At 68.3% G+C, this 13007-nt stretch carries 7 protein-coding genes; 2 read left to right on the plus strand and 5 right to left on the minus strand.

Going from position 1 to position 13007, the window contains the following annotated elements:
- Window positions 1–59 precede the first annotated feature (59 nt).
- From JDV75_RS05445 to JDV75_RS05455, 3 genes are all read right to left on the minus strand, one after another.
- A complete protein-coding gene (locus tag JDV75_RS05445; protein ID WP_198738206.1) occupies window positions 60–2192 on the minus strand; it encodes a [protein-PII] uridylyltransferase in 2133 nt (710 codons plus the stop codon).
- A gap of 4 nt (window positions 2193–2196) precedes the next feature.
- A complete protein-coding gene (locus JDV75_RS05450) occupies window positions 2197–2535 on the minus strand; it encodes a P-II family nitrogen regulator (RefSeq protein ID WP_198738207.1) in 339 nt (112 codons plus the stop codon).
- A gap of 94 nt (window positions 2536–2629) precedes the next feature.
- Complete coding sequence (locus JDV75_RS05455) at window positions 2630–3958, minus strand: ammonium transporter (protein ID WP_418884380.1); 1329 nt, start codon at window positions 3956–3958, stop codon at window positions 2630–2632.
- 323 nt (window positions 3959–4281) lie between these two features.
- On the opposite strand from JDV75_RS05455, the gene JDV75_RS05460 reads away from it, so the two are divergent.
- Together JDV75_RS05460 and JDV75_RS05465 are read left to right on the plus strand one after the other, a co-directional pair.
- Window positions 4282–6216: a YncE family protein gene (locus JDV75_RS05460; protein WP_198738208.1), complete on the plus strand. Its 1935-nt coding sequence runs from the start codon at window positions 4282–4284 to the stop codon at window positions 6214–6216.
- A gap of 178 nt (window positions 6217–6394) precedes the next feature.
- The gene (locus tag JDV75_RS05465; RefSeq protein WP_198738209.1) at window positions 6395–6946 is read left to right on the plus strand and encodes a DJ-1/PfpI family protein; all 552 of its coding nucleotides are present in this window, start codon (window positions 6395–6397) and stop codon (window positions 6944–6946) included.
- A 134-nt stretch (window positions 6947–7080) separates the two neighbouring features.
- Here the strand turns inward: JDV75_RS05465 and ftsY are convergent, their stop codons facing one another.
- Complete coding sequence (ftsY, locus tag JDV75_RS05470) at window positions 7081–9096, minus strand: signal recognition particle-docking protein FtsY (protein ID WP_232958178.1); 2016 nt, start codon at window positions 9094–9096, stop codon at window positions 7081–7083.
- A gap of 195 nt (window positions 9097–9291) precedes the next feature.
- A complete protein-coding gene (locus JDV75_RS05475; RefSeq protein WP_198738210.1) occupies window positions 9292–12948 on the minus strand; it encodes a hypothetical protein in 3657 nt (1218 codons plus the stop codon).
- Window positions 12949–13007 lie beyond the last annotated feature (59 nt).

Genomic DNA, 13007 nt, shown 5'->3' on the forward strand with positions numbered 1-13007 from the left:
CATGGTAGCCCACCGGACCACGGCACCCTACCTGCAGGTGACGGTCGCGCCGCGCCGGACTACGCCGCGTTGAGCACCCGATTGACGTCCCGTTCGATCTTGGCGCGGTCTGCGGTACCGCCGCGGAGTCGAAAGCGGGCGACCATCGTGGCCCCGGGTGTGGCGGCCTCCATCCAGTCGATCTCGGGCAGGACGCTCATCACCGCGCCGATAACCCCAGGGCGGTCGACGGTGCGGACCTCGAGGGTCCGACCGGTCCAGGCCGTCGCGGTGGCCGCCGGACGGACCTCCGGGAGCGTGGAGAACACACCTGACGCGTAGGCCTGGATGAAGGCGTGTTCGTCGACATCTCCGGGTCGTTTCGCCGCACGGGGCCGGACGTCGAACTCCGCCCGGCAGCTGCCGTCGGAGGCGTCGGTCACCATGCGCGAACCCTGGATATTCCAGCCCTTCGCCGCAATGAGGGCGAGTACCCGGACGATCTCCCGCTGATAGGCCCCACGCCAGTGCACCCGGAGCTCCCCATTGTCCCGTACCACCAGTCCGAGCGGCGTGGGTGCGGTGACGAAGGGGCGTGTCGCGACGACCGCTGTGAGTGCGCGGCGGGCACCGGCGGCGAGGCGGTTTACGGACTGCTCCGCGCGTGCGGTCCACACCCCGGGACCGGTCGACAGCGCATCGGCGCGGGTGAGCTGCTGCAGCAGATCGAGGGTCAGAAGGTCGTAACCGACGGCGTCGAGCAGCGCGCGGACTGTCTCCGGGTCGGTGGGGTCGTGGCGCAGAGCGAACTTCATCAGTGTGGTGTGTTGGGCGACGATGGTCTGGGCGCAGCAACGGTCCCGGAAGCCGAGGCCCATCCGCGCGGTCATCCGGGCGATGATCTCGGCGCCGACCTGGGAGTGGGGTCTGGAGGCGCCCTTGCCGATGTCGTGGATGAGGGCGGTGAGCAAAAGCAGATCCGGTCGCGGCACGTTGACGGTGGATTCGGCGCATCTGCGCACCGTGGCGATCAGGTGCCGGTCGATGGTGTGCACGTGGCTGCGTTCGCGCGGCATGAGCCCCCTGATCCGGGACCATTCAGGGACGAGCGGGGTCCACAGGCCGTGCCTGTCCATGCCATCGATAATGGTCTCGGTGTGCTCCGGGGATGCGAGCAGCGCCACGAAGTCGTCAGCGGCGTGGGCCGGCCACGGGTCCGGGAGCGCGGGAACCCGTTTCAGTCGTTCCCAGACCGCGTCGGGGACCGGCAGTCCCGTTCGGGCGGCGGCGGCCGCGACGCGCAGAACAAGGCAGGCATCCTCCATGTCCGGGTCCCGGGAGAGGGTGATGTAGCCACCACCGTCGACGACGTCGACGTCCAGTGGGCGGCGCGGGGTACGGCGTATGCCGCCGGGTGTCGGGAGGATCGAACGGGCGGTGGACAGGGCATCGGTCAGGGCATCATCGGTGGCGCGGGCCGCGCGGGCGATGGCACGGGCAAGTTCGTAGCGGTCGGGATAGCCGAGCCGGAGCGCGATGTCGTGGGCGAACTCGGGATCGAGGACGTCCCGCGGGCGGCGGGCCTCGTCGTGGAGCAGGGTGCGGATGTCGAGCAGCAGGCCACGCTGTTTAGCCAACGGCGGGGCGTCGCACAGGTTGCCCAGGGCCAGGGCCGCGATGAGTTCCCCGTCCCGCAGCCCACCCCGCCCGTGTTTGAGGTCCGGGTGGGTCATGGCGACCACGGATCCGGACCTGCGCCACCTGTCGATGGCGGTGTCGGTGATGTGGTTGAAACGTTTCGGCAGGGTCCGGCGCCACTGCTGCAGGACCCGGCGGCGGGCGGCGGCAACGAGGTCCTCGTCGCCCGCGAGGTGGCACAGGTCCAGCAGCCCGAGAGCCGCGGTGGTGTCCTCCGCGACGATGTTCACGCAGTCGCCCGGGGTGCGGACGGAGTGGTCGAGGCGGATGTGGGCGTCCCAGACCGGGTACCAGATGTCGACGGCCTCCGCCGGCGCCGGACCGGTGTGCAGGAGCATCAGGTCGATGTCCGACTGGGGGGTGAGTTCGCCACGGGCCAGCGACCCCGTGGCGGCGAGGGCGCATCCCGCGGGGATGTCTATGTCCGCGATGATGCCCAGCGCCCGTGTGAACGCGGCTTCCCGGAGTTCGGGGGCACTGGGCTGGGTGGAGGTGTCCGCGGGAGCGTCCTGCACGGGATCAGACCGCGTCGGTGCCGCGTTCGCCGGTGCGGACGCGGATGATCTCGTCGACGGTGGTGACCCAGACCTTCCCGTCGCCGATCTTGCCCGTCCGGGCTGCGTCGACGATCGCGGTGACGGCCTCCTCGGCACGGTCGTCGGTGGTGACGATCTCGATGCGGATCTTCGGGACGAAGTCGACGGCGTACTCCGCTCCGCGGTAGACCTCCGTGTGTCCCTTCTGCTGTCCGAATCCCTGGGTCTCGGTGACGGTCATGCCGTGCACACCGATCTGCTCGAGGGCCTGCTTGATGTCGTTGAGTGTGAAGGGTTTGACGATGGCGGTGACGAGTTTCATCTGTTTCTCCTGGGGATCGCTGGGGAGCATGTGGAGGGACCGGGAGCGGGTTCTCCCGGCCACTCTACCGCCCGGGACATTCGGGTTCGGCGGATCAGCGGATCGCGCCACCGGCCTGCTCATAGGCCGATTCCCCGTGCAGAGCGAAGTCGATGCCGTTGTGCTCGGCCTCCGGGTCGATCCGCCACCCGATGGTGGCCCTGATCGCGAGGGCGATCACCGCGGTGACCACCCCGGAGAGCAGCATCGCGGCAACGGCGACGAGGATCTGGATGACGAAGAGCTGGAATCCGGCCCAGCCGCCGCCGGTGAACCATCCGGTGTCCGTGGCGAGCAGTCCGACGCCCACGGTGCCCCAGAGCCCGGCGACGAGGTGGACACCGACGACGTCGAGTGAGTCGTCGAACCGGAAGCGGTACTTGAGTCCAACGCCCAGTGCGGCGAGTCCACCGCCGACCGCCCCCAGGATCAGGGAGGTGACCGGGGTCAGGGCACCGGCTGCCGGGGTGATGGCGACCAGACCCGCGACGACGCCGGAGGCGGCACCGAGGGATGTGGCGCGGCCATCCCGGATGCGCTCGACGATGAGCCAGCCACCGATGCCGGCTGCCGCTGCGGCCGTGGTGTTGAGCCATGCCAGACCGGCGATTCCGTTGGCGGCGAAGGCGGAGCCGCCGTTGAATCCGCACCAGCCGAACCAGAGCAGCCCGGCGCCGAGCATGACCATCGGCAGATTGTGCGGACGCTGGACACTCTTGAGGAAGGTGCGCCGGTGTCCGACGATGATTGCGAGGACCAGTGCCGCGGTGCCTGCGGAGATGTGCACGACGGTGCCGCCGGCGAAGTCGATCGGGGCGATCCGTGCGATCCGCTCCCCCTCCTCGACGACGGTGCCGAAGATCCGGGCGGAAATGCTGCCGTCATGGTGGCTGAGCAGTCCCCCGCCCCACACCATGTGCGCCAGTGGGAAGTAGGCGAGGGTGACCCACACCCCGATGAAGATCAGCCAGGAGTTGAACTTCACCCGGTCCGCGAGGGCTCCGGAGATCAGGGCGCAGGAGATGACCGCGAAGGTCAGCTGAAACCCGATGTCGATCACGTTGGCGTAACCGGCCGCGCCGACGACATAGGTGCCGTCCGGGCTCACGATCGAGTCCCGTAGTCCGAAGAACTCGAACGGATCGGCCACGAATCCACCGAAGGAGTGGGTGCCGTAGGACATCGACCACCCGACGAGGATGTAGATGACGGTGACCACGGCGAGCGCGCCGAAGGACATCATCATCATGTTGAGCACGGATTTCTGACTCGACATGCCGCCGTAGAACAGCGACAGTGCCGGCGTCATGAGTAGGACGAGAGATGCGGAGATGAGGATCCACGAGGCGTTTCCTGATGCTGCCATGGTCATGTCTGGGGTCACGGTGGGCCTCCTGGTCGTACGCGGGCCCCATCGGTTTCCGGGACCCTCCACGTGTGACGGGGAAGATGATCGTCCCCTTCACCACAGCTCTAACTATAGTCCGACAGGTTTAGTTTTCTATAACTGGACAGGTTTTACCCCCGACCCCTTCCACCCCCCGATATGCGGCCACCGTGGGAGCGGTACCCGTCGCAGGTTTTCCGACCTCAGACCGCAGACTTGCGGCAAGCGTTCACAAGAGCTACCTTGTGCCCTACTTAGGTGAGGCTCGACTTCACTCTTTGATGACCATCCGGCACCATCCCACCGATCCTGGAGCTATCTTGCCCAACACACGTAACCACCACCTCGGGCGCCGTGCGATCGCAGCGATCACGAGCGCCGCACTCCTCTCTGCGGGTATCACCGCGGTCACCGCCCCACAGGCCATCGCCGTCGAGGCCGAGGCCTCCACGGCCACCGTCACGGTCGACTACTCCTTCACGTACCCGGCCGGCGACCTCGTCGCCGCCGTGTTCGAGATCGAGGCCACGAACCTGACCCCGGGGGCGACACTCACCGCGCTCATCGACGGTGAAGCCGCCGGATTCCACGCCGGTGGACTGAACATCAACCCCACCGACACCGTCAACGAGGACGGCAGCTACAAGGGACGGGTCGTCGGTATGGCTCCGGCCGTGACCGGCGGCGTCGACCACACCATCACCATCTCCGACGGAACGAACAGTGTCAGCGCCGAGAGCCACCTCGACCCGCTGGTGAACTTCGGCCGCGTCGAAGCACCCGAGGTCACCAACACCGCGATCGGGACCACCGATCTCGCGGTGAGTCTGGTCAACCTCAAGCCGGGATCCGTCGTGACGCACATCGGCAACGACAACCTCAGTCTCCTCCCCGCAGGAGAGACCCCGACCGTCGACGACAGCGGAAACCTCACCATCCCGGATCTCTCCATCCCGGATGACCCCGCACTGCTCGGCCAGGAGATCGCGGTCACCGTCAGGGTCGCTGGAACGGACACGGAGACCACCCTCGACAGCACCGCGACGATCGGCCCCCGGTCACCGCTGAAGAACACCGACGGCTTCTCGGTCGTGTCCCAGGAGCTGGGTTCCGGTCTCTACCAGGTCAAGTACTCGGCGAAACAGAACGCACTGTTCGTGACCCGCTCCAAGTTCGTCGGCGCCGACCCCACCTCCATCTACAAGGTCAACGCCGACACCCTCGAGATCGAGGCGACCTACACCCCGGTCAGTGAACCCGGAAACACCAACGAGGACGCGAACAAGGTCTTCGGCCTCGGTATCGACGACACCCGCGACATCCTCTGGGTGACGCACAGCCTCAACGACTCCGTCTCCGCGTACTCCACCGTCACAGGCGAGCTCCTCAAGGTGTTCCCCAAGGGATCGGTTCCCCACCCGCGCGCGATCGCGGTCGACGAGGCCACCGGCCTGGCGTACGTCTCCACCCCGGTCTCCCCCGAGCAGTCCATCGCCGTATTCGACGGAAACACCCTCACCCAGAAGGACTCCCTCGCTACCCCCGGGTTCTCCGGGGCGATGGAACTGCTCCTGAACACCGAGGAAAAGGCCCTTTACACCGTCGGGTTCAACAACGGTAAAGCCGCCCGGATCTCCCTCCCCTCCGGCACGACCACAGTCTACGATCTTCCCGGAGACAACGACCCCCAGGGCGGTGGCGTCGCTCTCGACACCAAGCGGAACCACCTCTTCGTGGCCAACCAGCGACCGTCCACCGTCGATGTCATCGACCTCGCCGACGGCTCCGTGATCTCCACCATCGTCACCGGTGACACTCCGCTCGACGCCATCTACGACGCGGTCCACGACCGTGTATTCGTGATCAACCGGGTCAGCGGCACCGCCACGGTCATCGATCCGGAGACCCTCGACATCGTCGGAAACCTCGACGTCGGTTTCTACCCCAACGACATGACCACCGACGGCAAGGGTCACATCTACGGGGTGAACAAGCCGACCAGCGGCAGCTACGGCACGGCCGACTCGGTCTTCAGGATCGAACCGATCACCGAAGATCCGGGACCCGGCAGCACCGACACCACCGGCAGCTCCACACCGGGGGCCTCCGCAGCCGGATCCGTGGCGGGTTCCACGGTCGGGATCATCGCGATCCTCGGAGCGATCGGCGCCGTTCTCGGCGGCCTGTTCCACCTGGTGACCTCCGGCACGCTCCCCGCCGGCCTATCCAACCTCATCCCCTGGCTGAAGCGCTAGCCCGCAACACACCCGTACACCCGTCCGGGGCCGCCGACGAGTGGCCCCGGACGGGTGTTTACCGTCACACCCCCAGCCCGCGGAAACAGCCACGGGTCACTGCCTCCCCTGCTACGTTGAGGCGCATCGGACCGGGAAATCGGCCGACCCGCAGAACCAGCCCCGGTAGGGTTACCCCATGAGCAAGAAGATCCTGATCATCACCGGCGACGGCGGAGAGACCCTCGAGGTCCTCTACCCCTACGAACGGCTCCGCGAGGCCGGATACACCCCGGTCGTCGCGGCCCAGAGCACGGACCGCAAGATCCAGCTCGTCGTCCACGACTTCGCCGACGATTTTGACACCTACACCGAGAAGCTCGCCCACATGTGGCCCGCCGACGTCGCCATCGACGACGTCGACCCCGCCGAGTACGCCGGGCTCATCATCCCCGGCGGTCGCGCGCCCGAGTACCTCCGGCTCAACGAAAACGTCCTGAACATCGTCCGCGCGTTCTTCGACGCCGACAAGCCGGTCGCAGCAACCTGCCACGGCCCCCTCATACTCGCGCGTGCCGGCGTCCTCGACGGCCGCGAGTGCGCGGCATTCGGAATGTGTGAACCCGATGTCACCGACGCCGGCGCCACCTACGTCGACGCCGCCGACGTCACCTCCGGGAACCTCGTCACCGCGCGGGCCTGGAACGACAACGGCCCGTGGATGGGCGCCTTCCTCAAGCTCCTCGGCTAGGGCGTGTCTCCTGTTCGGCGTAGCCAGGTCAGTATGGCGCAGGCACCTCCGCCACCACCGGCGGCCACCTTGAACACCAAAAACCGCCCCGGGACTGTCCCGGGGCGGTTCTCGTTCGTCTGAGGCAACGGTGGTCAGCCGAGCAGGGCGTCGACGAAGCTCTCCGGCTCGAACGGCGCCAGATGGTCCGCGCCCTCACCGAGTCCGACCAGTTTGACCGGAACGCCGAGCTCCTCCTGAACCTGGAACACGATGCCGCCCTTGGCGGTACCGTCCAGCTTCGTCAGAACCACCCCGGTGATGTCGACGACGTCGCGGAAGATACGGGCCTGGGTCAGGCCGTTCTGTCCGACGGTGGCGTCCAGCACGAGCAGGACCTCATCGACGTGGGTCTTCTTCTCGACGACGCGCTTGACCTTGCCGAGCTGGTCCATCAGGCCGGTGGAGGTGTGCAGACGGCCGGCGGTATCGATGAGCACAACATCGACGCCCTCGTCGACGCCGCGGGCGACGGCGTCGAAGGCGACGGACGCCGGGTCCGCGCCTTCCTTACCGCGCACCGTCTGCGCGCCGACCCGGCGCCCCCAGGTCTCGAGCTGGTCCGCTGCTGCGGCACGGAAGGTGTCCGCGGCTCCGAGCAGCACGTTGTGCCCCATCGACACGAGCACCCGGGCGAGCTTGCCGGTCGTGGTGGTCTTGCCCGTACCGTTGACCCCTACGACGAGAACGACAGCGGGCTTGCCGTCCGCCGGCATCGCGCGGATCGAGCGGTCCAGTTCTGGCTTACAGGCCTCGATGAGGGTCTCGCGCAGCATGGCGCGGGCCTCCGCCTCGCTGGACACACCGCGCGCGGCGATCTTCTCGCGGAGCTGATCCACGACCCGCATCGTCGTCGGCGTGCCGAGGTCCGCCATGAGCAGCGTGTCCTCGATCTCCTCCCACGCATCCTCGTCCAGGTCCCCGGCCGTGAGGATGCCGAGCACGCCCTGACCGATGACGTTCTGCGACCGGGCCAGCTTTCCCCGCAACTTGCCGAGCCTGCCCTCCGCAGGGGCGATCTCGTCGATGTTGCGCTGCGTGGCGGCGTCCACGGACTCCGACTGCGCAGGTTCCGCGGGAGCGGGCGTCTCGGTGCGCGCGGCCTCCGCGGCCTCGGCGGCGGCCTGTGCGGACTCTGCCGCTGCAGCGGCCTCGATCACGCGCGGATCGTCGTCGGTGGCTTCCTCGACGCTCTCCGGTTCCTCCGTGGCATCGGCTTTCTCGTCCTCGGCGGCGTAGGTGTCGGCGTCGACCGCATCGGTGTCGTCGGCGAGATCCCGGAAGATCGGGGCCGCGGGTTCGGAGGCAGGCGTGTCCTCGCCGACGTCCGCGGTGCCTGCGGGTACGGACGCGGCGGTACCTGTCCGGTGGTCGGGTTGCGGGGTCGTCTCCTCCGGGCTGACCTGCTCCGGCTCGTCGTGGGAGACAGCCTCCTCGACGTCGGCCTTCTCCACGACGGGTTCCTGCTCAACCGGTACCGGGATCGGGGTCACGGACTCACCGTGCTGAGGGGCCTGTGCCGGGGTCTCCGGCGCAACGGCGTGCTCCTCCACGGCCCGGGCGTCGGGGACGGACTCGGTACCGGTCGGCGGAGCCGGGGTGCGCTGCGGTTCGTCGACGTTCTGTTCCGGCGCGACCTCGGGTTCGGGCGCAGGCTCCGAATCCGGTTCGGGCTTCTTTTCGGGCGCCGGAGCCGGAACTGGGGTGACCCGGTTTTCGGGTTCCCCGGCCTGAGACGTCTGATTCACCGGGTCACCAGTGGCGGGTTCCCGATGTGTCGGGTCAGCCGCCGCCTGCTCCTCGGCGGGCTTCTCCGGTGCCACAGCGCCACCACGCTGAACCGGTGCCGGCTCAGCCACCTTGTCCTTGACCGCGGGGGCGAAATTGAAGCCTCCCTGCGCGGTGTAGTTACCCGATTTCTCAGCCTGGGTGAGCTCCTTCGGTTCCTCCGCCTCCGTGTCCTCACCGAAGCTGATCGTCTTGGCCTTCTTGCGCTTCAGCCCCCAGACGATGATGAGTATGACGATGAGCGACACCAGCACGATGCCGGCGATGATCTGGTAGGTCGGGTTCGTGGCGAACTGATCCATCACGTTCTGCAGGTTGTCCATGCGTACATGGTTTCACATCCGGGACGCCCGCGCTTTCGGGACCTCGTTCATTTCACGGGGATCATCGTGATGGCGGTAGTGGACCATTCACCCACACCATCCGGGAGCTTGACCACCCAGGCTGCAACCGATGTCCGATGTCGATGTGATTCCTCCGGGCCGTTCGACCGGATCCAAAGGAATCACCTCCACTCCCTAGTCCCCGATCCCGGGGTTCGTGACGGCGAGGACCATCGCCTCGGCGGCGATGAGGTCGCCGGTGACGAGGTCCGGGGTGAGGTCGGCGAGACGGCTCCATCCGGGGGTCGCCGCGGTGAGCAGCTTGGATTTGCCCATCAGCCCGTGGGCGTGCATCCGGGCGGCGAGCGCGAACACGAGGGAGACGACGGGGGCGAGTGCCCAGGTGTTCGCGCCGGAGTCGGTGTCCACGCCCTCGAGTTTGTCGAAGCGGACCCGGGCCGAGGAGTACAGGCGCCGGTTCGCGCCGCGCATCGCCTTCATCAGGGCTGCGGCGGAGGTCACCATCTCGCGGTCGGCGAGCAGGGCGTTGAGTTCGTGGCGTTTGTTGAATGTCTCGAACACGGCGAGGAGCCGGGCGCTGTCGTCCATGATGGGGCCGGGGACGATCTCGGCCTGGGCGAAGAACATCTTGAGCAGTGATTCCTGCTGGGCCTCGTCCATCTGGGCGATCTGGACGGTGGACTGGTCGATGCACGCGGTGTCGAGGGTGGCGTCGCGTCCCGTGGACAGGGTCTCCACGAGCCGCTTTCCGGCGACCTCCGCCAGCCGGTCGAGCAGTGTACGGAGCCTCGCGCGGGGTTCGCCATCTTCGACCGCGGCATGGACGGCGGGGAGCTGCGCCAGGAGTTCCAGGGTGCCGATCCACGCGGTGCGGTGGATCGCGACGGCTGCGTCCCGCGTTTCGGGCGCGGGCGCGACCTCACCCTCCACCGGGTCACCGTCGTCGTCTGCGTCGGGCTCAGCGGCGGGTGCGGCGAACGGCCCGTGGACGAGTCCGGAGACGACGACCTTCCCGGGCTGTGCTTCGCTGGGGACGAGGGATGCGGAGAGCCCGGCGAGTGCGGCCGCGGGGTTCGCGGCGAGTGCGGTGCTGACCGCCCTGCGGAGCTGGCCCGCGCCGACCGCGGCTTCACTGTCCGGATCGCTGGTCACGCCCGTATCCGGGCTGAATCCGGCGAGGAAGTCCCAGAGCACCGGCATGACGGAGGCGTCGGTGGGCGCGGTCTCCGAATCACCGGAGAGGAACGCGGAGAGTTCGTTCAGTGGTTCGCTGCTGCCGGTGTAGTGCCCCGGTTGGGACGCGGTGAGTGCGGTGGTACCGGGCACGATCGGTGCGCGTAGTACGGAGAACGGGTCCGCGGAGTGGAGCTGGACGGTGAGTTCTCCGGCGTCGATGAAATCGGTGGGGAGTTCGGTGCGCCCGTCGGTGACGGGAATCGTGCGGGCGAACACCCAGGGGGCGGTGGCGGGCCACACCCACGCCCCCAGAGCGCGGTCGCGGGAGACCCCCTCGAACACGAGGTGCCCGTCCCCGACGGTGACGCCGGTGGCGTGGGGTGCGGGGTCGATGAGCGCGAGGTTCACCGACACCCGGCGGTCACTGCGGGGGTCGGTCCACTCGAATTCCATCCGTCCGCCGGGCAGGACGGCGGTGGACGCGGCGAGCTGAGCCATGGGTGCGGTGTAGGTGCGACCGTCCTCGGCGGTGAGCCGCACGGTACGCAGTGGTGCGCCGTGATGGTTGCGGACGGTGACCTTCGGGTCGCCGAGCTCTCCGGTGGCGCGGATCCGGAGTACGCCGCCGGCGTCGAACTGGCGGGCACCGCAGACGAACCGGGTGGTCCGCCACATCGGGGGCTGGGTGGTCAGGGGTACCTCGAAGGTGAGCCGGGGCGGGGTGAACCGCAACGGCATCGCGTCACCCTCGTCGGTGGTGATGACGGCGTCGCCGCCGGCCTCGTCCGGGGCGACGTGGATGGTGCGCGGTTTCGCGGTGAAGGGCTTGTCACCGGGACGGATGGTGCAGCTGGCCTCGCTGAGTCCGCCGGTGGCCGGGATGCGGACGGACCGGCAGGCACCGTGGATGTCGGTGGTGGCGTCGATCCCCTCGACGATGGCGAACTCGTGGCGGAAGGATTCGTTGCGGGGCCCGCGCAGCCGCACGAGGTACTCCCCCACCCACGGTGCGTCGTAGAGCTCGGGGTCGAAGATGTCGAAGACGCCGCCCTCGGCGGGGATGATGAGCGGTTCGGCGGGGGCGACCTCATCGCCGGCGTGTCCCGTCCCCGCGTACGCGGAGATGGACAGCCACCAGGTCTCCTCGGCGCCGGATACCGTCGGCGGGAATTCGGCCAGAAGCGAGGCGGAGTGGATGGGCAGTCCGCCGAGGCTGCGGAGGTCCGCGACGGGGGCGCCCGGGTCGCGGAACATGACGCGCTGCCGGGGGTCGACGCAGCGCACGTTGTGCATCGGTGAGGGGGTCTGCCCGGGGCGCAGGACCTGGAGGGACGCGACCTGCGAGGTGTCGACCCGGCGGGCGGTCCACCCGGCCCAGCCGTCGACGGCACCGGAGGAGATGACGGGGATGTCCGCGCCGGTGACCACGTCGACGAGGCGGGAATCGTCCGGGGTGACGACGATCAGCTCGGGATGGTGCAGGGAGGCGAGGTCGGTGAGGTTCTGTCCCTTGATGGAGAACACCAGCACCGGGTCGTCGGAGTCGACGACCGGGACGACCCAGGTGGTGTCATTCGTGATGTCGGCGACGGTGATCTCACGGAGCTGGCGTTCGACGTGCAGGTCGAGCAGCTCCGAGAATCCACCGGTCTCGCCCCAGCTGCGTCCTGTCCGGTAGATCCGGGTGGTGCCTTCGACGGACACACGCCACTGGACCTCGGCGTCCTGCCCCTCGGGCAGCACCTGTTCGGACAACCTGAGGCACACCTTGCCGCGGTGTGCGTCGAAGATGACGCGTGGTGTGTGTTCCCGGGTCGCGACGCCGACGGCGGAGCCACGGTCAGGGGTTCCGACGGGCCGTTCCCTCAGTTCAGCGGCGACCGCACCGCGCAGCAGCACGGGCAGGATCCCTCTGCCCCGGTCGTCCTGTCCGGCGAGGAGTGCGCGCCAACCGCGTGGATCGGTACGGGTGAGTTCGCGGAGCTCGATGACGCCGGCGAGAACATCGCCGAGGATCTCCGGGGCGGCGGCCGCGACATCGGCGGTGACCGGCAGGAGCGTGACCGGTCGATCCTCATCATCGTCGTCGGTGGGGAGATGCTCCGCGTAGCTTCCGTCCGCGAGCATGTCGACGATGCCGGGGCCGGTGAGTTCCCGGTCGGCACCATCGAGGATGTCGAGGAGTTCCAGCAGCCCGGGTACCTCGTTGCCGGTGACGCCGGCGTGGGTCGCGAGCAACAGCACCGGGTCTTCGAGGGCGTCCGGGACCTGCAGCCCGACCCGGCGAACGAGATTGACGGTGACGTCTGCGAGGTCTCCGGTGAGACCGTCCGAGGGCGCGAGCCCGAGGCCGTGCAGGTACTCGTCGAAGAAGCTGGAGCGGTCGGTCATCCTCGCGGCGCGTGCGACGAGGGTGACCACGGCGACGGTCGGGGTGACGTCGACGAGACCGGCGATGGTCGCGCCTGCGGACATCTGGCGGGAGAGGAAGGTCCCGTAGAAGCGTTCGATGCACTCGATGTCATCGGACTTGAGCCCCGTTCCTGTGACCCGGTCCCGGTCGGCGAGGACCTGTGCAAGTTTCAGCTCGGTCTGGGAGGCCCAGCCGAGGAGGGAGTCGTTCAGGTCCGCGATCGGATTGGCGCTGCCGCTCATGACGTCGTGTGTGCCCCTTGGAGTGTGCCGGTGGATGGTTGGCCTGCCGAGCAGACTGT

The sequence above is a fragment of the Corynebacterium meridianum genome, assembly GCF_016342265.1.
In the GTDB taxonomy this organism is placed as follows: Bacteria; Actinomycetota; Actinomycetes; order Mycobacteriales; family Mycobacteriaceae; genus Corynebacterium; species Corynebacterium meridianum.

Excerpts from the sequence above, each read along its gene's own strand:
- ftsY (WP_232958178.1), bottom strand. The coding sequence starts at position 9,096 with ATGGACAACCTGCAGAACGTGATGGATCAGTTCGCCACGAACCCGACC.
- JDV75_RS05465 (WP_198738209.1), top strand. The coding sequence starts at position 6,395 with ATGAGCAAGAAGATCCTGATCATCACCGGCGACGGCGGAGAGACCCTC.
- JDV75_RS05475 (WP_198738210.1), bottom strand. The coding sequence starts at position 12,948 with ATGAGCGGCAGCGCCAATCCGATCGCGGACCTGAACGACTCCCTCCTC.
- JDV75_RS05450 (WP_198738207.1), bottom strand. The coding sequence starts at position 2,535 with ATGAAACTCGTCACCGCCATCGTCAAACCCTTCACACTCAACGACATC.